Source organism: Bradyrhizobium sp. USDA 4452, from assembly GCF_054063575.1.
The window spans coordinates 7,481,472-7,501,682 of sequence record NZ_JBSSGK010000001.1 but is presented as its reverse complement, the minus strand read 5'-3'; the positions used below and the strand labels follow the sequence as shown (position 1 = coordinate 7,501,682).

The 20,211-nt window shown below is 64.6% G+C and carries 29 protein-coding genes; 15 read left to right on the top strand and 14 right to left on the bottom strand.

The window, feature by feature from the left end:
- Positions 1 to 190: 190 nt before the first annotated feature.
- Genes ACVISU_RS35265 through fliL form a run of 4 tightly spaced genes read right to left on the bottom strand, consistent with a single transcriptional unit; the run spans position 191 to position 3,179 of the window.
- The gene (locus ACVISU_RS35265) at positions 191 to 1,003 is read right to left on the bottom strand and encodes a MotE family protein (RefSeq protein WP_050403477.1); all 813 of its coding nucleotides are present in this window, start codon (positions 1,001 to 1,003) and stop codon (positions 191 to 193) included.
- The gene (locus ACVISU_RS35260; protein ID WP_050403478.1) at positions 1,000 to 1,473 is read right to left on the bottom strand and encodes a DUF6468 domain-containing protein; all 474 of its coding nucleotides are present in this window, start codon (positions 1,471 to 1,473) and stop codon (positions 1,000 to 1,002) included. Before ACVISU_RS35260 ends, ACVISU_RS35265 begins: the two co-directional genes overlap by 4 nt.
- The gene (gene fliM, locus ACVISU_RS35255; RefSeq protein WP_050403479.1) at positions 1,470 to 2,672 is read right to left on the bottom strand and encodes a flagellar motor switch protein FliM; all 1,203 of its coding nucleotides are present in this window, start codon (positions 2,670 to 2,672) and stop codon (positions 1,470 to 1,472) included. Before fliM ends, ACVISU_RS35260 begins: the two co-directional genes overlap by 4 nt.
- An 18-nt stretch (positions 2,673 to 2,690) precedes the next feature.
- Positions 2,691 to 3,179, bottom strand: coding sequence for a flagellar basal body-associated protein FliL (gene fliL, locus ACVISU_RS35250; RefSeq protein ID WP_050403480.1), 489 nt, complete (start codon positions 3,177 to 3,179; stop codon positions 2,691 to 2,693).
- Positions 3,180 to 3,561: 382 nt separating this feature from the next.
- Between fliL and flgF the strand changes: the two genes are divergently transcribed.
- The 7 genes from flgF to ACVISU_RS35215 all read left to right on the top strand — a co-directional run bounded on the left by flgF (position 3,562) and on the right by ACVISU_RS35215 (position 8,709).
- Entirely contained in the window at positions 3,562 to 4,326 is a 765-nt protein-coding gene (flgF, locus tag ACVISU_RS35245) for a flagellar basal-body rod protein FlgF (protein WP_456710005.1), read from the top strand.
- A 16-nt stretch (positions 4,327 to 4,342) separates the two neighbouring features.
- Entirely contained in the window at positions 4,343 to 5,131 is a 789-nt protein-coding gene (gene flgG, locus ACVISU_RS35240) for a flagellar basal-body rod protein FlgG (RefSeq protein ID WP_050403482.1), read from the top strand.
- 2 nt (positions 5,132 to 5,133) lie between these two features.
- Positions 5,134 to 6,189: a flagellar basal body P-ring formation chaperone FlgA gene (flgA, locus tag ACVISU_RS35235; protein WP_456710004.1), complete on the top strand. Its 1,056-nt coding sequence runs from the start codon at positions 5,134 to 5,136 to the stop codon at positions 6,187 to 6,189.
- 5 nt (positions 6,190 to 6,194) lie between these two features.
- A complete protein-coding gene (gene flgH / locus ACVISU_RS35230) occupies positions 6,195 to 6,947 on the top strand; it encodes a flagellar basal body L-ring protein FlgH (RefSeq protein ID WP_050403484.1) in 753 nt (250 codons plus the stop codon).
- A gap of 347 nt (positions 6,948 to 7,294) precedes the next feature.
- Entirely contained in the window at positions 7,295 to 7,729 is a 435-nt protein-coding gene (locus ACVISU_RS35225; RefSeq protein ID WP_456710003.1) for a hypothetical protein, read from the top strand.
- Between the two features lie 96 nt (positions 7,730 to 7,825).
- Positions 7,826 to 8,119, top strand: a complete 294-nt coding sequence (locus tag ACVISU_RS35220; protein WP_050403654.1) for a hypothetical protein — start codon at positions 7,826 to 7,828, stop codon at positions 8,117 to 8,119.
- A 251-nt stretch (positions 8,120 to 8,370) separates the two neighbouring features.
- On the top strand, positions 8,371 to 8,709 hold the full coding sequence (locus ACVISU_RS35215) for a hypothetical protein (protein WP_456710002.1): 339 nt from the start codon (positions 8,371 to 8,373) through the stop codon (positions 8,707 to 8,709).
- Between the two features lie 305 nt (positions 8,710 to 9,014).
- Here the strand turns inward: ACVISU_RS35215 and ACVISU_RS35210 are convergent, their stop codons facing one another.
- Genes ACVISU_RS35210 through ACVISU_RS35195 form a run of 4 tightly spaced genes read right to left on the bottom strand, consistent with a single transcriptional unit; the run spans position 9,015 to position 10,513 of the window.
- Positions 9,015 to 9,437 (bottom strand): DUF1801 domain-containing protein, encoded by a 423-nt coding sequence (locus ACVISU_RS35210; RefSeq protein WP_456710001.1) that lies wholly within the window; start codon positions 9,435 to 9,437, stop codon positions 9,015 to 9,017.
- Between the two features lie 55 nt (positions 9,438 to 9,492).
- Entirely contained in the window at positions 9,493 to 9,726 is a 234-nt protein-coding gene (locus ACVISU_RS35205) for a hypothetical protein (protein WP_050403487.1), read from the bottom strand.
- Positions 9,727 to 9,761: 35 nt separating this feature from the next.
- Entirely contained in the window at positions 9,762 to 10,193 is a 432-nt protein-coding gene (locus ACVISU_RS35200) for an SRPBCC family protein (RefSeq protein ID WP_050403488.1), read from the bottom strand.
- On the bottom strand, positions 10,190 to 10,513 hold the full coding sequence (locus tag ACVISU_RS35195) for an ArsR/SmtB family transcription factor (protein ID WP_050403489.1): 324 nt from the start codon (positions 10,511 to 10,513) through the stop codon (positions 10,190 to 10,192). The genes ACVISU_RS35200 and ACVISU_RS35195 overlap by 4 nt, the downstream gene beginning before the upstream one ends.
- Before the next feature lie 397 nt (positions 10,514 to 10,910).
- On the opposite strand from ACVISU_RS35195, the gene ACVISU_RS35190 reads away from it, so the two are divergent.
- Complete coding sequence (locus ACVISU_RS35190) at positions 10,911 to 11,663, top strand: carbonic anhydrase (protein WP_456710000.1); 753 nt, start codon at positions 10,911 to 10,913, stop codon at positions 11,661 to 11,663.
- An 86-nt stretch (positions 11,664 to 11,749) separates the two neighbouring features.
- Positions 11,750 to 12,118: a ClpXP protease specificity-enhancing factor SspB gene (locus ACVISU_RS35185; RefSeq protein ID WP_456709999.1), complete on the top strand. Its 369-nt coding sequence runs from the start codon at positions 11,750 to 11,752 to the stop codon at positions 12,116 to 12,118.
- A gap of 36 nt (positions 12,119 to 12,154) precedes the next feature.
- Here the strand turns inward: ACVISU_RS35185 and ACVISU_RS35180 are convergent, their stop codons facing one another.
- Entirely contained in the window at positions 12,155 to 12,940 is a 786-nt protein-coding gene (locus tag ACVISU_RS35180; RefSeq protein WP_050403492.1) for a 2-keto-4-pentenoate hydratase, read from the bottom strand.
- A gap of 108 nt (positions 12,941 to 13,048) precedes the next feature.
- The gene (locus tag ACVISU_RS35175; RefSeq protein ID WP_456709998.1) at positions 13,049 to 14,077 is read right to left on the bottom strand and encodes an SDR family oxidoreductase; all 1,029 of its coding nucleotides are present in this window, start codon (positions 14,075 to 14,077) and stop codon (positions 13,049 to 13,051) included.
- Between the two features lie 96 nt (positions 14,078 to 14,173).
- On the opposite strand from ACVISU_RS35175, the gene ACVISU_RS35170 reads away from it, so the two are divergent.
- Positions 14,174 to 14,602: a winged helix-turn-helix transcriptional regulator gene (locus ACVISU_RS35170; RefSeq protein WP_456709997.1), complete on the top strand. Its 429-nt coding sequence runs from the start codon at positions 14,174 to 14,176 to the stop codon at positions 14,600 to 14,602.
- 265 nt (positions 14,603 to 14,867) lie between these two features.
- Here the strand turns inward: ACVISU_RS35170 and dksA are convergent, their stop codons facing one another.
- Both dksA and ACVISU_RS35160 read right to left on the bottom strand, forming a co-directional pair.
- On the bottom strand, positions 14,868 to 15,233 hold the full coding sequence (gene dksA, locus ACVISU_RS35165) for an RNA polymerase-binding protein DksA (RefSeq protein ID WP_172803574.1): 366 nt from the start codon (positions 15,231 to 15,233) through the stop codon (positions 14,868 to 14,870).
- Between the two features lie 222 nt (positions 15,234 to 15,455).
- Complete coding sequence (locus ACVISU_RS35160; protein WP_456709996.1) at positions 15,456 to 16,067, bottom strand: NAD(P)-dependent oxidoreductase; 612 nt, start codon at positions 16,065 to 16,067, stop codon at positions 15,456 to 15,458.
- Positions 16,068 to 16,170: 103 nt separating this feature from the next.
- On the opposite strand from ACVISU_RS35160, the gene ACVISU_RS35155 reads away from it, so the two are divergent.
- Entirely contained in the window at positions 16,171 to 16,557 is a 387-nt protein-coding gene (locus ACVISU_RS35155; RefSeq protein WP_029085377.1) for a winged helix-turn-helix transcriptional regulator, read from the top strand.
- 45 nt (positions 16,558 to 16,602) lie between these two features.
- Here the strand turns inward: ACVISU_RS35155 and ACVISU_RS35150 are convergent, their stop codons facing one another.
- Positions 16,603 to 17,016, bottom strand: coding sequence for a flagellar assembly protein FliX (locus ACVISU_RS35150; RefSeq protein ID WP_050403495.1), 414 nt, complete (start codon positions 17,014 to 17,016; stop codon positions 16,603 to 16,605).
- 262 nt (positions 17,017 to 17,278) lie between these two features.
- On the opposite strand from ACVISU_RS35150, the gene ACVISU_RS35145 reads away from it, so the two are divergent.
- From ACVISU_RS35145 to ACVISU_RS35130, 4 genes are all read left to right on the top strand, one after another.
- Positions 17,279 to 18,403 carry a flagellar basal body P-ring protein FlgI gene (locus tag ACVISU_RS35145; protein ID WP_050403496.1) on the top strand — a complete coding sequence of 375 codons (1,125 nt, stop codon included), beginning with the start codon at positions 17,279 to 17,281 and terminating at the stop codon, positions 18,401 to 18,403.
- Positions 18,403 to 18,759, top strand: a complete 357-nt coding sequence (gene flgJ, locus ACVISU_RS35140) for a flagellar assembly peptidoglycan hydrolase FlgJ (protein ID WP_157113440.1) — start codon at positions 18,403 to 18,405, stop codon at positions 18,757 to 18,759. Before ACVISU_RS35145 ends, flgJ begins: the two co-directional genes overlap by 1 nt.
- Positions 18,760 to 18,781: 22 nt before the next feature.
- On the top strand, positions 18,782 to 19,279 hold the full coding sequence (locus ACVISU_RS35135) for a hypothetical protein (protein ID WP_456709995.1): 498 nt from the start codon (positions 18,782 to 18,784) through the stop codon (positions 19,277 to 19,279).
- A 160-nt stretch (positions 19,280 to 19,439) separates the two neighbouring features.
- The gene (locus ACVISU_RS35130; RefSeq protein ID WP_050403498.1) at positions 19,440 to 19,826 is read left to right on the top strand and encodes a hypothetical protein; all 387 of its coding nucleotides are present in this window, start codon (positions 19,440 to 19,442) and stop codon (positions 19,824 to 19,826) included.
- Positions 19,827 to 19,843: 17 nt separating this feature from the next.
- Here ACVISU_RS35130 and ACVISU_RS35125 read toward each other — a convergent pair whose 3' ends face one another.
- Positions 19,844 to 20,206, bottom strand: coding sequence for a hypothetical protein (locus tag ACVISU_RS35125; protein ID WP_050403499.1), 363 nt, complete (start codon positions 20,204 to 20,206; stop codon positions 19,844 to 19,846).
- Positions 20,207 to 20,211: the final 5 nt, after the last annotated feature.

The window sequence follows — 20,211 nt, the reverse complement described above, 5'->3', positions numbered from 1 at the left end:
CCGCTCAAGACGAAGAGATTCGACATCCAGAAGCATCTGAGCGCCCTTGAACAGCAAACCGCATCTATTGCGGCGGCGCTGGATGAGGACGATCCATCTTTCGTCGCGACGCTATCGCCGGCGCCGCGAAGGCGCGCCACTTGGCTCGCGGGCGCAAACCGACCGAAAGTTCTCGGGCTAACTCGCTCCGTCAATTCGTCTTCGGCGCGAGTATCTTGCCTTCGATCTTGGGCAGCTCGTCGGTCGGGGCCGACTTGTCGCCGCCGGCGCGGCGGGCGAGTTCGACCGTGAGCCGTTCGGCAGCCTCGGGCTGCATCAGGCCGAGGATGTCCGACATCTTGCGCGGCTGGATCTGCGAGGCAATCTGGTAGAGCACGGTCATCTCCAGCCGATCGAACACTTTTGCGGCGTCCTTCGGCTTCATGTTCTCGTACATGGTGACGATGCCCTTGAAACGGGCGGCGTCGGCTTCGGCCTTGGCCGCCGCGTCGGCGTTCGCCTTGGCATCATTGGCCTTGGCCTCCTCGACCTTGGCCTCGATGCGCTTCTCGGCCGCCTTCAAAAGGCTCTCACGGATCTCGACCTCGCGGGCGCGCGTCTCGAGCTCCTGGCGGCGCGACTGCAACCGCTCCAGGATCGCGCGCTCCGACGCCGACACCGGTGGCGGCGCATCCAGATTGACCACCACGCCGTCGGGCTTGGGCGCCTCCGCGGCCGGTGCGGCCGGTTTCGCTGCCTCGTCCTTCTTCGCGTCCTTGCCCTCGACCGATCCCGTGATGTCGCCGGGATCGGCCTTGATCTTGCTGTCGGCAACCGCCTTGGGGGCGCCGGGGAAGTTGAAGTTCTGCTGCGCCCAAGAGGGACCGGCCGGGCCGGCCGGCGGCGCGTCCTCGGCAAACACGTAACCGCCATCGAGCAGGAGGCCCGCGACCTTCAGCACCATCAGGCCGAAGATCGCGACCAGCACCACGGGCATCACTCTGATGTCACGAAGCAACTTCATGCAGCGAGGCCGCCGGCCCTCCTGCGCTCGGTGAAGGCTTCAGCCGCCGCGGCAACCGCGCGCGCGGCCGAAACCCTGGGCGCCTGCGCTACCGGCGCGGCGGGCGCAGCTGCTGGTGCCGGCGCCTGAGCGGGCTCCGGCGGCCGCGCGGCCAGCGCGATCTTGGACAGGCGGCGTACCACATGGTCGCCTTCCGCCAGCTGGTTCTTCAGCTGCGCCGACATCAGCGTCGCCGCATCGAGCTGGTTGCCGAGGTTTTCGTTGACGTCGCGCACCGCGTGCTTCAACCCGCCGATCGCCCGCTCGGCGATCTCGGTCGCGGTGATCAATTCGGCGATCGTCGCCTTCAGCGAATGCTCGTCCGCCTTCAGCCGCTGCAGGCGCTTGTTGAGCAGCCAGCAATAGCCGATCGTCAGCATCAGCAGCACGGCCACCAGACTCTCGATTATCAGTCCAAGCACATGACTCATGGTGCCTCCATCATCTTGGTCCGCTCGTCCGCCTTCTCGAACATCGCGAAGGTGGTTTGGGGTTTACGCAAATTCTTGGTGACGCGGATCGCGACGCGGTCGCCGACGCGGCCCATGCGGCCCTCCGTCAGGGTGACGTTGCCGCATCGGACCGAGACCAGCGCGTCGGAGCGGATATCCAGCGGCAGCGTGTCGCCGACCTTGAGCTTCATCAGCTCCTTCAGCGGGATATCGGCCTCGTACAGCACCGCATCGACCGCGATCTCGGCCTGCGCCACTTCGGTGGCGAAATGGCCTTCCCAGATCGGGTCGCGGCCGAACTTCTCGCCCATGAACATCTGCAACAGCACGTTGCGGATCGGTTCGATGGTGGCGTAGGGCAGCAGCAACTCGACATTGCCGCCGCGATCTTCCATGTCGATGCGCAGGCGCACCAGAATGGCGGCATTGGCCGGGCGGCTGATCGCGGCAAAGCGCGGGTTGGTCTCGAGCCGGTCGATCGTGAAGGTCACCGGCGACAGCGGCCGGAACGCCTGCTCGGCATCCGACAGCACCACCTCGACCAGCCGCTTGACCAGATTGGTCTCGATCGTGGTGTAGGGCCGGCCCTCGATCTTGAGCTGGGTCTGGCCGCGGCGGCCGCCGAGCAGCACGTCGATCATCGAATAGATCAGGTTGGAGTCGACCATGGCGAGGCCGAAATTCTCCCACTCCTCCGCCTTGAACACCGAAAGCACCGCCGGCAGCGGGATCGAGTTCATGTAGTCGCCGAAGCGCACCGACGTGATGCGGTCGAGCGAGACTTCGACGTTGTCGGAGGTGAAATTGCGCAAGCTCGTCGTCATCAACCGCACCAGGCGGTCGAACACGATTTCGAGCATCGGCAGACGCTCGTAGGACACCATCGCGGAATCGATGATGGCGCGGATGCCGGAATGATCGTCGAGGCTGACGTCGCCGACCGTGAAGCCGAGGAGATTGTCGATCTCCTCCTGCGACAGCACGCGCTCGCCATTGGTGTTCTTGCCGCCGAAGTCGCGGCTGCCGTCCTCGACCATGGCGGCCCATTGCAGCGCCATGTTCTCGGTGAGCTCGTTCTTGGCAGCTTCCGCCGCGGCCGTCGCGGGATCCTCGGAATCGAGCGAGGCTTCCCATTGGGCCGCAATGGCGTCCTGGTCCATCTGGTCGTTGCCGGCCATGGCTTTACATCCGCCCCGTCACTGGATCACGACTTCCTTGAACAGCACCGCGTTCACCTGGTTGGGCGCCAGCGCGAGGTTGACGCGCTTGGTCAGCTCTTCCTTGAGGCGGAACAGGCCGGCCGAGCCGTTGAGATCGCTCGGACGCAGCTCGCGCATATAGGTCTGGAACAGGTCGGTGACGCGCGGCAGCGCCGGCTTGATCGCCTCGACCTGCTTTTCTTCCTTGATCTCGAGCACGAGCTTGAGCTTGAGATATTGTACCCGCTCGCCGGGCGCGCCGACCAGATTGACCAGCATGTCGGGCACGTCGACGAAGCTCGGCGGCTTCGGCGGCGGCGCTTCGGCGTGCTGCTCCTCGCCATGGCCGCGCATGAAGAAGAACCATCCGCCCGCGCCCGCGCCGAGCACGACGAGGAAGCCGACGACGGCAATGATCAGCTTGAGCTTGCCCTTCTTCGGAGCGGCCGCGCCCTCGCCGCTATCGGTCTTTTCCTCGTCCGCCATCGTCCGCTCGCTTCAACCAGAAGGATGCGAACGCGATTTGCCCCAGCTTTGGCTTGAAGACGCGATACAAAGGCCGCCGGCGCACACGCGCCCCAATGCCGGCAACACTGGGGTCATAATGGTTAACGGAAGATTAGGATTTACCTTCCACTAGGAAAAAACTGCCGGGCAAACATGGTCAACAAGACCTTTCTGCCGCCCCGTATAGCGCCCCACCAAACACCTAAGCCGTTTAAATATATCAACATTTCAAGTTGGCACGGCTTTCGCTGAGAGGACGGCGTAACCGGCGGGTTTGGGAGAACCCAATGGTTACCGCCGGTCCGGCGTGAGGGTTTGGGAGAACCTTTCGCATCGGATCACCTCACAGGGGAGACCACCGATGCAGAATACGCTTCTGGTCGGACTATCGAAGCAGATGGTGCTGGAACGGCAGATGGATGTCGTTTCCAACAACATCGCGAACATGAACACCAACGGCTACAAGGCCGACCGGTCGCTGTTCCAGGAATATCTGTCCTCGAACGCGCATGAGGACAATTTCGCGTCCTCCGACCGCCGCGTCTCGTTCGTGCAGGACCGGGCGACCTTCCACGATTTCTCGCAGGGCCCGACCGAAGAAACCAAGAACCCGCTCGACGTCGCGATCGACGGCGATGCCTTCCTGGTGGTGCAGACGCCGGGCGGCGAGCGCTACACCCGCGAAGGCAATCTGCAGATCAACAATCGCGGCCAGCTCGTCACCGCCTCGGGCTATCAGGTGCTCGGCACCGCCGGCCCGATCACGTTCCAGCAGACCGATCACGACGTCAACATCGCTCCCGACGGCAACGTCAGCGTGCTCGAAGGCACGTCCCGACTCGACTCGATCCGCGGCAAGCTGCGCCTGGTCTCGTTCGCGCAGGCGCAGCGCCTGCTGAAGGAGGGATCCAATCTCTATGCGCTCGGCGAAGGGGCGGTGGCGCAGCCGGACACCAAGGCGCAGATCCGCCAGGGCTTCATCGAGAAGTCGAACGTCAATTCCGTCGTCGAGATGAGCCGCATGATCGAGATCACGCGGACCTACACCCAAATCGCCTCGCTGCTGCAGCAGCAGAGCGACCTGCACAAATCGGCGATCGAGAAGCTCGCCGACGTGCCGACCTGATCCGGGGGACTGACCGATGCGTGCACTCTATACTGCAGCGACCGGAATGGCGGCACAGGAACTCAGCGTTCAGGTGATCTCCAACAACATCGCGAACCTGCGTACCACCGGCTACAAGAAGCAGCGCGCCGCGTTCCAAGACCTGATCTACGACCATGTGCGCCGGGTCGGCGCCCAGGCCTCCGACCAGAACACCATCATGCCGATGGGCATCGATCTCGGCGGCGGCGTCAAGACCGTCGGCACCCCGCGCATGATGACCCAGGGCACGCTGTCGCCGACCGGCAACGATCTCGACATCGCGATCCGCGGCGAAGGCTTCTTCAAGATCCTGATGCCGGACGGCACCTTCACCTACACCCGCGACGGCTCGTTCCAGATGGACAACCAGGGCCGCATCGTCAACGCGCAGGGCAATCTGGTGCAGCCGACGATTACGATCCCGCAGAACGCCTCGGGTCTCACCATCAACGCGCAGGGCCAGGTCTCGGTGACGCTGCCCGGCCAGACCGCATCGACCAACATCGGCACGATCGGCCTGACCCGCTTCATCAACAAGGCCGGCTTGATGCCGATCGGCGACAATCTGTTCCAGGAAACGCCGGCCTCCGGCCAGCCGCAGGACGGCACCGCCAACACCGACGGTTACGGCGACATGCAGCAGAGCAATCTCGAACAGGCCAATGTCGAGGTGGTTTCCGAAATCTCCGACCTGATCGCAGCGCAGCGCGCCTACGAGATGAACTCGAAGGTGGTCTCTGCGGCCGACCAGATGATGCAGGCGACCTCCAACCTGTTCCGCTGAGGATGATGTCGATGATCGCCCGCTCACTCCTGATCGCAGCCGCGCTCCTTGCGGTGACAATGGTCCCGGCCGCAGCACAAGTCCGCGGCGAGACCATCGCTGCGCCGACGCTGCGCGCCAGCGTCACGGTCGCGGACGACATCGTGCGGGTCGGCGACCTCATCGACAACGCCGGGAGCGCCGGCAGCATCGCGATCTATCGCGCGCCCGATCTCGGCACCACGGGCACGCTGCCGGTCGCGCAGGTGCTCAACGTGCTGCGCAGCCACCAGGTGATCGGCGTCGACACCCGGGAGCTGAAGGAGATCACGGTCACGCGGCTCGCGCGCACCATCGACAGCAAGGAGATCGAGCAGCAGCTGTCACGCGCGCTGGAGGGCCGCCACGGTCTCGGCAGGGCCGGCAACATCGCGCTGACCTTCGACCGCGATCCCGGCGATATCAGGCTCGAGGCAACCAACACCGGCGCGATGCAGCCCGTCGCCGTGCGCTACGACCCGCGCTCGACGCGTTTCGACGTCACCTTCGAGGTCAGCAACGAAGCCGGCGCAGCGCCGTACAAGCTGCGCCTCACCGGCACCGCGATCGAGACCATCGAGGCCGCCGTGCTAACCCGCAACGTCGAACGCGGCGATGTGCTGAAAGCCTCCGACGTGGTTGTCGAGCGCCGTCCGAAAGCCGAAATCGGCAACGACGCGGCGGTGCGCGACAGCGCCGTCGGCATGCAGATGCGCCGCCAGATGCGCGCCGGCCAGGCGCTACGCACAGCCGATACGGCAAAACCCGATCTCGTCACCCGTGACCAGAACGTCACGCTGGTCTACCGCACCTCCGGTCTGTACCTCACGATCCGGGGCAAGGCGATGGACGCCGGCGCCGAGGGCGATGTCGTCAACGTGATGAATTTGCAATCCAAGCGCGCCGTCGCCGGCGTGGTCACCGGCCGCGGCGAGGTTTCGATCTCGGTCGCGCCCCCGCGCGCAGCGCCGGCCGCCGACGCCGCCTCTTCAACGTCCGCTCCCGTCAAGCTGAGTTCAGTCGCACCAAACGCCGAGTAAAGTTCATGTCCAAGTACCGCATCAACCGCCTGATCCTGACCGGTGCGCTGCTCGCACTCGGAACCATCGCCAGCGGTTGCTCGTCGATCGACCGTCTCTCCCAGATCGGTGAAAAGCCGAAGCTGACGGAGATCGAGAATCCGACCACGCAGCCCGGCTACAAGCCGGTGCAGATGCCGATGCCGAAGCCCGAGGTCGCCTCCTACAGCCCCAACTCGCTGTGGCGCAGCGGCTCGCGGGCCTTCTTCAAGGACCAGCGCGCCGCGCGCGTCGGCGACATCCTGACCATCACGGTGAACTTCACCGACAAGGCCGCGATCGCCAACGAAACCCAGCGCAGCCGCAGCAATTCCGAGGATTCCGGTGTCACCAACTTCCTGGGCTCGCAGACCATCACGCAGGCGAACAAGATCCTGCCCGGCAAGATCCTGACCGCCGAATCGACGGCATCAAGCGACGGCAAGGGTTCGGTGAACCGCCAGGAGGCACTGCAGACCAGTGTCGCCGCCGTCGTCACCCAGCTGCTGCCGAACGGCAATCTCGTGGTCGAGGGCAAGCAGGAGATCCGCGTCAACTACGAAATCCGCGAGCTGATCGTGGCCGGCATCGTGCGCCCGGAGGACATCCAGAGCGACAACACCATCGACTCATCGAAGATCGCCCAGGCGCGCATCGCCTATGGCGGCCGCGGCCAGATCACCGACGTGCAACAGCCGCGCTATGGCCAGCAGGTTCTCGACGTGCTCTTGCCCTTCTGACGACATGCCTGAGTAAGTCCTCTACGAGCTCCCACATCTCGTCGCGAACCTAGGCGCGGCGCGGTGTACCAACACGGCCCTCGCTAGCTCCCCTGGCGAGGGCCGTGGCGTGTTATGACCGGTCGAATGCATTGGAGAGCCGCGAACGAAGTTGACAGAGCCCGCTTTCGATTGCGTCGGAACGGAAAGGACTCTCGCGCGATCGTCGCGCACAGGTCCAGTACCGCTTCGCGCAAGTCGCACGATCGCCTTCTCGGTTCGTTAACCGTCGGGTGAAGGTTAAGTAGCAGTCCCGCCGCTTGCAACGTAGCTAGACGACAACGCAGGGTTTGCAGTTCGTGACGGTCATGCAAAGAGACGGTCAATATGCGGCGTGGTTTCGCACGCCGCGCGGCGAAGGCACCGGAATAGTCCATCTGGCAAACGGCAGGATCTCGGGCGGCGACGCCATGTTCACCTATGGTGGATCCTATCAGCTCGATGAGGACCGCTTCACGGCGGTGCTGACGACGCGCAGATATGCCGACGGCCCGTTCACCACCGTGTTCGGATGCGACGAGGTCGAGGCGCAGCTGACGGGCACCTTCAGCGGCAATCGCGCGGTGTGCTCGGGCACCGCCAAGCAGGCCCCCGGCGTGCTGTTCGAGGCCACGCTGTTTCTGCAGCAACAGGAGCAGGCGCCCGCCCCCGGCCCAAAAGCCGCGACAACGCGCGCGGATCTGACGCGGCTGCCGAAGCTTCCCGACCGCCGCACGGCCATCGTGACCAGGCGCTTCAGCTGATCGGTCCGCAATCCCGATGGCGTCTCCGCCCCTTCGGGCGTACCATCGCGCATGCGCGAAGCGCAGCCCGATCGATGCAGCCGGAAGGAGGAACGCATGTATGCCGCCATCCGTCACGCCAAGGCGAAGTCTGGTAGCGCCGAAGAACTCGCGCGCCGGATCAAGGAAGGCGCAATTCCGATCATCAGCGATGTCGAAGGCTTCATGGCCTATTACGTGGTCTATGCCGGCGACGACACCGTCACTGCCATCAGCGTCTTCAACAATTATTCAGGCGCCGAGGAAGCTAACCGCCGCGCACTGGCCTGGATCGATGAGAATCTCGGTCCATTGCTGATCGGGCAGGCCACCGCGGTTGCGGGTCCAGTGATCGTGCATACCAAGGCATAAGGGCCGCAACCGGGTTGCGGGTCCAGTGATCGTGCATACGAAGGCATAAGGGCCGCAACCGGGTTGCGGGTCCAGTGATCGTGCATAGCCAGGCGTGACAGCCGCTCTACCGGCAATGATCACCCGGCAGAACTTTCCCGCGGCAGGTCTGGCGCGCGCCGCGTCATCACGATCTCCTTGAAATCAATGCGGCCGCGCATGGCACGCCGTTTGCTTTGCGGTTGCAGCATTGCAACGGGGACCGCGCGCAGATGACGTTGATCTCGGCCTTTGGACCGGTCACAGCCAGCATGACGACCGGCACACTGAAGAAGCCGCTGACGGCCGACGCTAGTGGATCCACGCAAGCCGCCGGCGGCAGCCCATCCGACGACACCATCGAGCAGAAGTTTCTCAAATACGCGCAGATGAGCCCGATGGACCGCATGCGCGCGAACATCCTCAAGAGCATGGGTCTGTCGGAGCAGGACCTGAAGACCATGACGTCGGATCAGCGCGCCGCGGTCGAGCAGAAGATCAAGGAATTGATCGAACAGTCGTTTCAGAAGAACGCCGGCAAGGCCGGCCAGGCGGTCGACATCTCGGCATGAGACGCATTGCGACGCGCACTTGAGGTGCCTGCGTTCAGGGCATTCGGTCGAGGATGTCGGAAAACCTGGCCGCGTCCGGTTCCCGTGCGCGAAGGCCGGCTATTGACGATATCCATCCTGTCGCTCAGGACCACGAAAACCTTGCCGCCAAAGCCGTATCGCGCGGCCGTTGCCCGAGCATGCCACGGTGATCGCCGGCGCTGGCCGTCAGCAGCCCGGAGATCGCTTCCGCATCCGGCGATGTAGCAAGTCTGGTCGTGATCATCACGGATGGACCCGATCAGCAGTCCGCATGTCGGCGCAGCTCATGGCTTCCTCTTCGCGGTGGCGCGAGCGCCCGCGGTCGCCTTCTTCGCAGATTTGCTGGATTTGGCCTGGTTGAGCTCGATCGCGGCGCGGATCAGCGCCCTCAGCGCGCGGTCATTGATCTTGTCGCCCTCGAACAGATCGATCGCGCGCCGCACATTGCCCTCGAAGCCGGTGTTGAACAGCTTGTCGGGGTCCGGAAGTTGCGCGCCATACATGAAGGTCAGCTTCACCTTGCCCTTGTGGGCGTTGCCGACCGCGATGATGCCGTCGCGCGACCACACCGGACTGCCCATCCACTTCCATTCCTCGATGATATCGGGATCGGCGGCGAGGATGCTCTTGCGCAGGCCGGCAAGCGTCTTGCCGCGCCAGTCGGTGAGATCCTCGATCATCCGGTCGATATGTTCCGATGCCGTCATTGCTGCCTCGCGTTCCCTGCCCGTCCCATGCAATCACACTTGTGATGCCCGGGCATCACACTTGTGAGCCCGAGGTCGATCCCCCCTGCATCCGCTGGGGCGCCACATAAGGCAGCGCGAACAGATACAGGCCGCTCAGCAGCATGAAGATCAGCGGGAACAGCGCCAGCAGGCCGATCCAGACGGCCTGCTGCTGCAGGACCATCGCGCCGATGTTGATGATGACGGCAACCGTGAAGGCGATCGAGAGCCAACGGTGAAACTGCCTGATCCAGTTGTTCCAGTTCAATGTAACCTCCTGTTGGATGGATGTTGAATAGACCGTCAGCCTTCCCGCACCAGCAGCAGATCGAGATTCTCCAGGAACTGCTTCCATCCGGCATGGGCGCCGCCATAGGCCTGCTTCTGATGCGGCTGGAAGCCGGACTGCTCGACGCGCAGATGGGTGCCCTTCGCCGTCGGCGTCAGCGTGAAGACCACCACGCTCTCGAGATTGTAAGCGGCATCTTCATGCGCGAAATTCCAGGTGTAGGACAGCATCTTGTGCGGCTCGACGGCCAGCACCTTGCAGTCCAGCACGCCGCCCCACTCGCCGCGCAGATTGAAGCTGTGCCCGACCTCGGGCTTGAAGTCGTTCTTCATCAGCCACTCCTCCATCAGATGCGGTTGCGTCAGCGCGCGCCAGAGCTTTTCCGGCGGATGGGGAAATTCGCGCTCCACGATTGCGGAGCGCGTCTCACGGGTGGTCTTGTTCATTGGTCCATCCTTTTGAGAAGATCTTCGAGGTGGTCGAACCGGTTCTGCCAGAAGCCCGCCATCTGGCTGGTCCAGTCGATCAACGGCGCCAGCGCGCCGAGCTGCGCGCTGTAGTGCGTCTGCCTTCCTTCATGGCGATCGCGCACCAGCCCGGCCTGCTTCAGCACACCGAGATGTTTTGACACCGCCGGCTGCGAGATCTTTGCCCGCGCCGTCAACGCACCGACGGTCTGCTCGCCCTCGCGGCACAGCCGCTCGAAGATCGCCCGGCGGGTCGGGTCTGCGAGGGTTCGAAACAGCACGTCGTGAGCGTCCGGCATCGGATCAATAGCCCGCTGGTTATGGATTAACGTATAACCGTACAGTTATGGGTTGGTCAAGCGCGAAGTTGGGAAAGCCGACCGACTTCAAATTTGTCTGTACTCAGCCGATCCGATGCAAGAGCCGCATCGATCGAATCATAGCTAACTGGTTATGTGATGGTTGCTGATTTGCTCGTCGAGGCGAAACGAGATGCAAAGCTCGGGCAAGTCATGTCGCGAGAATGCGGATGCGTGGCTCAGGCCGTTCAACGAACTCGGTGTCGTCCTGGCTTTTCGCCAAGACGACAGCGACGAATGTGGCGCCCGCCAGCATGCGAGTGCACGTCGTTGCGAAGGCACTACGCATGACTTAGACATATCGCGCGGATGCGGTCCTTGTTCACGGAGAACCTTGATGTGCCAGCTCTGCGAGATCACTCCTCCGAACCAGACTTCCCGGCGCGTCTTCCTCGCTGCCGCGGCGTGCACCGCTGTCAGCCTTGCCCTGGCGCCGGCTGCGACGGGCAAGGAGACAAAACCGCCGCCGAAACCGCAGAACGTGCTGCCGCCCGACGCCGCGCTCGACCGGCTGGTGAAGGGCAATCTCCGTTATGTCGAAGGCATTTCGCGGCGACATGATTTCAAGCGCGAGCGCGAGGCGCTGACCGGCGGACAGAACCCGTTCGCGGGCATCCTGAGCTGTGCTGACTCCCGCATAGCGCCTGAATACGCCTTCGACACCGGCCGCGGTGATCTGTTCGTCTGCCGCGTCGCCGGCAATTTCGCCAGCGACGAGATGATCGCGAGCCTGGAATACGCGCAGTCCGTGCTGGGTGTGCCGCTGTTCATGGTGCTCGGCCACGACAGCTGCGGGGCGGTCGATGCCGCGATCAAGTCGCTGAAGGACAACACCACCCTGCCCGGCCATCTGCCCGAGTTGGTCACGGCGATCGCGCCAGCGGTGAAGGCGACCGAGGGCAGACCGGGCAACCGGCGCGCCAACGCCATCAGGCAAAACGTCATCGACAATGTCGCGAAGCTCAAGACGGCGACGCCGATCCTCAGCGCCGCGGTCGATCAAGGCAAGCTTCGGATTGTCGGCGCGGTCTACCGGCTGACCGACGGCAAGGTCGAGCTTGTCACCGACGCCAAGCGACCGGCGACTTGAACCTCGGCGCCACTTGCGACCACCGAAACCAAGAACGACATCGCGTGAGCGAACGGAGAAGGCGGATGTGGCGCCGGTGCGGATGGATGGCTGGAGTGCTGCTGCTGGTCGTGGCCTCATTGCCGGCGCGCGCCGGCATCGAGCCCTGCAACACGGCGCAGATGCGGATCGAAATGACCACGTTGCTCCGCCACGCCGCCGAGAATCGGCCGGTCAACATCACCTTCGCCACCCGGGCCGATGACGTGAAGCTGCCCGCTGCCCTGATCGAGCAATATCCCGAGGAGATCACGATCATCCTGCAGCACGAATTCGATCGCCTCGTGGTGATGGATGACGGCTTCGAGGTCGGCGTCTGGTTCAATCGCAGATATGCCAGGCTGACCGTGCCGTTCGATGCGATCAGGAGCCTGTGGGACGGCAGGTTGCTGATATGCACGAACAATCAATCGTAGGAAACAGCGACATCCTGGCGCGCCAGGCACGCAAGATCATGTGAACGTCGCTTCCACTTTGCCGAGCCCGTCGAGCTCCATCACGACGGTGTCGCCGGCCTTCAGCCACACCGTCTTGACCAGGCTTCCGGTCAGCACGATCTGGCCGGCGTGCAGGCCGCGGCCTTCGGCGGCGAGATGATTGGCGAGCCAGGCGAGCGCGTTGTGGGGATGGCCGAGCACGTCGGCGCCGGCGCCGCGGCCCTCCTCCTTGCCGTTGACGAGCGCACGTCCAGTGACCTTGCGCAGATCGGGCACGGTGATGCGCGGCACGGCCTCGCCGAGCACGCAGCCGGCCGCGAAGAAGTCGTCGGCGATCAGCGTCGGCGCGCCTAGCGTCTCCCATTTGACGTAGCGGTCGTCGACGATCTCGATCGCCGGATAATAGGCATCGATCGCCTCCGCGACCCATTCGGCGGTGAACGGCGCTTCGCCTGGAGCGAGGTTGCGCGCCAGCCGCACCGCGATCTCGCATTCGACGCCGACATGGACGAAGTCGGCCGCCGGCAGCTTGACGCCGCTGTCATGGACGACCTTCTCGAACACGCCGCCGCCACAGGGGTGCGGGATGTTGATGTACTCCTGCATCACCGCGCTGGTGCAGCCGATCTTGTAGCCGACGAGGCTGCCGACCTGGGCTTGCAGCAAATCGTGCAGCGCGTACTGCACCTGATAGCCTTCGGCCTCGTCGCGCGGCACGACGTCTTTGGCGAGCGCCTTGAGCGGCGCGCGGCTGCGGCGCGCGCTGGCAATCGCCTTTGCGGCCGCGAGGATCCGTTCCATCTGCGCAGCCTCCCCGATGTTCTCGGCGGCGCGGTGGCGCCTCCGTCTGCTCGCGGCAATTCAGCACTCGCCGAACCATCTGGCAAGCACGCCGGACGGCAGAGGCCGTCAGGCCTTGACCAGGCCGAGCCGGATCAGGCTCTCGGCGGTCGCGACGATCATCTCCTCATTGCCGCGCGGACGCCAGCCGAGCAGGTTCTGCGCCTTGGCGCTGGTCGCACGGCGCACCTTGCCGAGCAGCGGCAGCGCCGCACGGGCCAGCGGGTTGCGCCGGGCGGCGAGCCGCATCATCCAGTCCGGCATCTGGAAGCGCGGCACACGCCGCGCCTTGCTGCCCAGTTTCCTGCGCAGCAGGCGGGCCACCTGCAGGACCGACATGGTGTCGCCGGCGACCGCGAGGAACCGCTCCCCCCTGGCCCTCGGCGAGGTCATGGCGCGCAGGTGCAGGTCGGCAACGTCGCGCACGTCGACGAGGCCGAAATGGATCCGTGGCACCGCCGGCATCGCGCCGTCGAGCAGCGCCTTGATGATCCCGATCGATTCGGAGAAATCAGGCCCGAGCGCCGGGCCGAACACCGCGGTCGGATTGACCACGGCAAGTTCGAGGCCATTGCCTTCGCGCGCGACGAATTCCCAGGCGGCGCGCTCGGCCAGCGTCTTGGATTTGGGATAGGCCTGCACATCGGGGCCATCGAGATTGGACCAGGTGGTCTCGTCGAACGGCGCCGCCTGCGGCGGATGACCATAGCCGATCGCCGCGAACGACGACGTCACGACGACGCGCTTGACGCCGGCATCGCGCGCCGCGCGCAACACCCGCAGCGTGCCTTCGCGCGCCGGAACGATCAGCTCGTTCTCGTCCTCCGGCACAGGCGCGCCGAGCGGCGATGCGACATGCAGCACGTAGTCGCACCCCGCGACCGCCTCACGCCAGCCGTCATCGCGCGTGAGGTCGGCGGTGGCGAAGCCGATTTGGTCGGCCGCAAGCGCGCCACCCTCGCGCAGCATCGCGATCACGTCCTTGCTGCGATCCGGATTGCGCAGCGTGGTTCGCACCGCATGCCCGTCGGCGAGCAGCTGCAGAATCGTATGCGCGCCGATGAAACCGGATCCGCCCGTGACCAAAACCGTGCTCATGTCCCTGCCTCCTCATGGTTCGGCAGGTGGGCACACAATGCTTCGCCCACCCTGCACAGGCCGCATCTGGTCACTATCTGACGTTGGACAAGTAGAATGAAATTCGAGACCGGTATGGAAAACGATACCAGCGAACCGTGTGACGGCGGTGAATGCGAGAGCTGCCCGACCGATCCCAACCTGCTGATCGAGTTCAAGCACGCGATCCGCACGCTCGGCGGCAAATGGAAGCTCGAGATCCTGTTCACGCTGATGCATGGCGGCGTACGGTTCGGCGCGCTGCGACGCGCGCTGGCGCCGATCACCCAGCACATGCTGACCGCGCAACTGCGCGAGCTCGCGCGCGACGGGCTTGTCTCGCGCAAGGTGCTCGCCGAGAAGCCGCTACAGGTCGAATACGAGCTGACGGATTCGGCGTGGAGCCTGACGCCGGCCTTCCGCGAATTGCTGGCGTGGTCGAAGCTCTACGGTCCGCGCCGTCACGCAGAGGCGAGCGAGACGACACTCGGGGCCGGACCGGCTTGAATGCCGTCCCGATGCATGGTTGTCGATCGAGCCGTCGCTGCTCCGCGATGCGCGGAGCTTGGCCGGCTCATTCGGTTCAGTGGAATCCCGCGAGCCGATGCCCGCGGGGACGATCGGCGCTTCCAAGCGGAAGCGTGTTTCCTGGCGGAAACGAGATCAGCCCAGGAAGAAGGCCGAGGCGATATTGAGGGTGCGTGTCATCATGGCGGCGCGCACGTACAACCGGTACGCGCCAGAAGCAATCAGTGGGGGCGATCCGCCGCCACTACTCGTCGCGATAGACCTTCTCGCGCTTCTCGTGGCGTTCCTGCGCTTCCACCGACAGCGTCGCGATCGGGCGGGCTTCGAGCCGCTTCAGCGAGATCGGGTCACCGGTCTCTTCGCAATAGCCGTAGGTGTTGTCTTCGATGCGTTGGAGCGCCGCGTCGATCTTGGAGATCAGCTTGCGCTGACGGTCGCGGGCACGAAGTTCGATCGCGCGGTCGGTTTCCGAGGAAGCTCGGTCCGCGAGGTCGGGATGGTTGACGTTCTCTTCCTGCAACGTCTGCAGCGTGATCTTCGATTCGCGGAGGATCTCATCCTTCCAGGCCAGCAGCTTGGCGCGGAAATAGTCGCGCTGCCGCTCATTCATGAAAGGCTCTTTTTCAGTCGGCCGGTAGTTCTTCAGCTTTTCCAAAGGCAGCCATGTCCCTGTCTGGCGGAGGGAACAAAACCCCTCCGCGCGGCGCCTTATATAGCCACGCCATGTGACAGACAATATCCGCCACCGCGAAAGCCGGGCTGCCCCCAAGGCCTTGCACAGGCAAACTTATCCGCCCTGCCCGGGGGCCGTATTTTCCCTGCTTCCGGCCCCTCAATAGCCGACCGTGAAACGCTGCCGGATATGGGCCGGGCGCTCGATTTCATCGGCGAGTGCAACTGCGAAATCCTCGAACGAGATCGAGCTTTTGCCGTCGGCGGCGGTCAGAAGCTGGTCGGTCCCGAGCCGGAACTTGCCGGTCCGCTCGCCCGCCACGAACAGCGCCGAGGGCGACAAAAAGGTCCAGTTCAGGTCCTTTTCCTGGCGCAGCAGGTCGAGGAATTCGGCTCCCTTCGAGGCCTCGGCCTTGTACTGGGCCGGGAAGGTCGGCGTAGTCACCAGGCGGACGCCGGGGGCCACTTCGAGGCTGCCGGCGCCGCCGACCACGAGATAGCGGCCGACCCCGGATGCCTTGGCGGCCCCGATCAGCTTGGCCGGGTCGCTGATGGTGAAATGGACGGAACTGATCGCGGCATCGTGGCCAGCCCACAGCGCGATCAGGGCGGCCTGATCGTTCACATCCCCCTTCACGGCAGTGACACCAGGCAGGTTTGCAATCTTCTCCGGGTTGCGGGCGATGGCGGTGACGGCATGGCCGCGGCGAGCGAGTTCCGCGGTGAGGCGCGAGCCGGCCTGGCCGGACGCGCCGGCGATGGCGATCTTCATCTCAAGTCTCCGATTGATAGTTTCCAATGGTGACTAGATAGCGAAATGGATGTAGGTGTGAAGAAGGCACTCTTGTCTCACCTGATTACGCCGGAGTAACCCGATGAAAGCTGCCAGCCTGAAACCGGACGCCTATGCCGCCAATTGCCCGACGCGCCAGATCCTCGACCGGGTCGGCGACAAATGGGCGGTGCTGATCCTGCTGCTGCTCCGCAGCGAGCCGATGCGCTTCAACCAGCTTCGCCGCGCCATCGAGGGCATTTCGCAGAAGATGCTTTCGCAGGTGTTGAAGAGCCTCGAGCGCGACGGGCTGCTGCGCCGCCGCGCGATCGCAACCGTTCCGGTCACCGTGGAGTACTCGATCACGCCGCTCGGATCGACGCTTGCCGAAGCGGTCGATCCGCTGCGCGATTGGGCCGAGCAGAATCTGAAGGAAGTGCTGGCCGCGCAGCGCCGCTACGACACGCAGCGCAAGGCACTGGCGGCCTGAGACACTGCCTGCCCGCGTGAGACAGGTCGTTTGATCGAGAGGCGCCTAGTATTGCCCTGCTTTGGCGAGTTCGACCTCGACGCGCAGCTCGATCTCGCCCAGCACGGCATCGAGGCCGGGATCGCCGGAGGATTCCTTCAGGCTCGCCGCGGCATCGCGCAGCCGGTTCACGGTGGAGGAATCGAAATTGCCGGACAGCAGTCCGAGTTTCAGCGCGTCGAGCACATCGAGGGCGCCCTTGCCGCGCGCCACCGAGCGCTTGCGGCGTTCGGTCGGGTCTTCGACACCCTGCAGCGCGAGCAGCGCATCGAGGCTCGCGGCGGCCTTTGGCGCAGCGGTGGAGCGAACCTCCTCCTGCGCACTGGTCGCATCTGGCAGCGAGAAGCCGCTCGACGAGGTGCGCCGGGTGGCGCCGGTGGACGTGCCAAGCGTGGTGCCGTTCGGTCCGTAGATGCGCATCGTCGTGATCCCGCAGGCCTGAATGGCGCGAGCATCGCCGTTTTATGGTTAACGAGGCGTAAACAGCCCGGCAATTTCTGCCGCCGCACGGCAGTTTCGCGCTCCCTGGCGAACCGGAGCCGAATAGCGACCCGACAATTTCGATAAATATATCAACTCATTGGCCCAACGAAACGAAGTGGCACGCGGCTCGCATGGTTAATGGCGGATCGCCGTCATGGGAGTGTCGCGTGATCCGCGTGAAGTTCGAGGGGAGCACTGGATGCCTGGCATCCGCATCGTAAGCATATTCGGGTTGGCCTGCGCCGCGCTGCTGGCGCTGGCGGCTTCCGCCATGCCCGCGGCCGCGACGTCGCGGATCAAGGATCTCGCCAATATCGAGGGCGTGCGCCAGAACCAGTTGATCGGTTACGGCCTCGTGGTCGGCCTCAACGGCACCGGCGACACGCTGAACAACATCCCCTTCACCAAGCAATCGCTGCAGGCGATGCTCGAGCGCATGGGCGTCAACATCCGCGGCGCCACCATCCGCACCGGCAACGTCGCCGCCGTGATGGTGACCGGCAATCTGCCGGCGTTCGGCACCCAGGGCACGCGGATGGACGTGACCGTCTCCGCGCTCGGCGATGCCAAGAACCTGCAGGGCGGCACCCTGCTCGTCACCCCCCTGCTCGGCGCCGACGGCAACGTCTACGCGGTGGCGCAGGGATCCGTAGCGGTCGCTGGCTTCGCGGCCGAAGGTGCTGCCGCCAGCGTCGTACGCGGCGTGCCCACCGTCGGCCGGATCGCCAACGGCGCCATCATCGAGCGCGAAATCGAGTTCGCGCTCAACCGCCTGCCCAATGTGCGCCTGGCGCTGCGCAACGCCGACTTCACCACCGCCAAGCGCATCGCCGCCGCGGTCAACGACTATCTCGGCGTCAAGACCGCCGAGCCGATCGATCCCTCCACGGTGCAACTCTCGATCCCGCCGGAGTTCAAGGGCAACGTCGTCGCATTCCTGACCGAGATCGAGCAGTTGCAGGTCGATCCCGACCTTGTGGCGAAGATCGTGATCGACGAGCGCTCCGGCGTCATCGTGATGGGCCGCGACGTCCGCGTCGCCACCGTCGCCGTCGCGCAGGGCAATCTCACCGTCTCGATCTCCGAGAGCCCGCAGGTTAGCCAGCCCAATCCGCTGTCGCGCGGCCGCACGGTCGTGACACCGCGCACCAACGTCGGCGTCAGCGAAGACGGCAAGAAGTTCGCCGTGGTCAAGGACGGCGTCTCGCTGCAGCAGCTCGTCGACGGCCTCAACGGCCTCGGCATCGGGCCGCGCGATCTGATCAGCATCCTGCAGGCGATCAAGGCCGCCGGCGCGATCGAAGCCGATATCGAGGTGATGTGATGGCGAGCCTGATCAACAGCACCGCCGGCAGCATGCCGAACAAGGCGCTGATGCCGATGTTCAACGGTCGCCCCGATCCCGTGCTGCAGGACGCGATGAAGAAGGTCTCGCCGCAGCAGATCACCAAGGCGAAGGCGACCGCGACCGACTTCGAATCGATGTTCCTCAATTCGATGTTCTCGCAGATGACCACCGGCCTGAAGGGCGAAGGCCCCTACGGCGACACGGTCGGCACCGGCGCGTGGCGCTCGATGCTGACCGATGAATATTCGAAGAATTTCGCCAAGGCCGGCGGCGTCGGCATTTCCAACGAAGTGTTCCGCTCGCTGATCCTGCAGCAGGCCAACAAGAGCTAATTCGGTTTCAAGGAGCAGCGCGATGAACCAGCGTCCACAGCAGCATCGGCCGGCCGCCCCCACGTCGCGGCCTGCGACATCGACGCCGCCCGACGTCGCACGTCTCGCCAACGAGCTCACCGAAGTGATGAGCGCCCTGCTCGCGGTCGTCGAGCAGGAGACCGGGCTCGTCCGCGCCGGCAAGATCCGCGAGGGCATGCAGCTCGAGGCGCAGAAGTCGGAGCTGTCGCGGCGCTACATGCTCGCGGTCGAGCACATGAAATCGATGCAGAAGATGCTGTCGCAGACCGACCCCGAACTGCTCGCCACGCTGCGGCGTCACCACGAGACGTTCCGCGCGATGCTGCAGGTCAACCTGACGGTGCTTGCGACCGCACACGCGGTCTCCGAAGGCATCGTGCGCGGCGTCAATGCCGAGGTGCAGCGCCGCAACATCCCGAACACCTATACCGCGAACGGACAGCGCGCCACGCCGGGCCCGCGCAACATGACGCCGATCGCCGTCAGCCGCACGCTCTGACGCGCACGCCGACAATTTAGCTCAATTCGACGCGGCCCCGGCAGCGCGGCATTCAGCGTGTTCCCTAACAGCCTGTTGAGAGGTTCCCCGTAGAGTTGCGGATCGTGAGGGGTTGGGATTTGACTCAAGCAAACTAGTGCCTGCGCACTACGAGGCTGCCATGAGTACAGATTTCAACATCAAGCCGGTGGGGGCACCGGTTGCAGCGCCGATGATCACTCCTGCGAGCGATACGGCGCAGAAGGCGGTGAAGACCGAATTGCCCGCGAGCCAGAGCGTCACTGCTCCGGAGCCGAGCGTGCGCGTCACGATCGATCCCAACGCCGTCAACGCATCGATTTCAAATCAGGCGCCGTCCGTCACCGACCAGGTCATCATCGACCGCGATGCGCGCGCCGTGGTCTACCAGGTGGTCGACAATCGGACCAACCTGGTGGTGAGGCAGTTTCCGGAAGAAGCCGTATTGCGCCGCCGCGCCTATTTCCACGCGCTCGATCTCAGCAAGGACGCGCCGACGCGGGCGCGCGCGACCGACCGCCGCGCGTAACGCTGGCGATCGGCTCCTCACTTCTGTGTGGCGTAGGCCTTGTCGAGATAGGTCGATCCGGTGGCCGGATCGGTGACGACATTGGCGATCAATGCCGTGCCCTGCTGCACCAGCGAAAACTTGGTATCGCCGACCCGGAACGAGCCGTCCTTGATCAGGACGTCCTGATACTTGCTGGTGCCGTCGCTCTGGTAATGGACCTTGGCGCGGAAGCCATCGACGTTCGACACGGAGATGTTGAACGACTTGTTGTTGGCGTACTTGCCGCTCCAGCTGCCCTCATAGAGCTTCGGGTCGACGGCCACATACGGCGTCTTCGACGGAACCGTCAGGCCGGCGGCCTTGTAGTTGGCGGACAGGATGCTCAACACGTCGGCCATGCCGA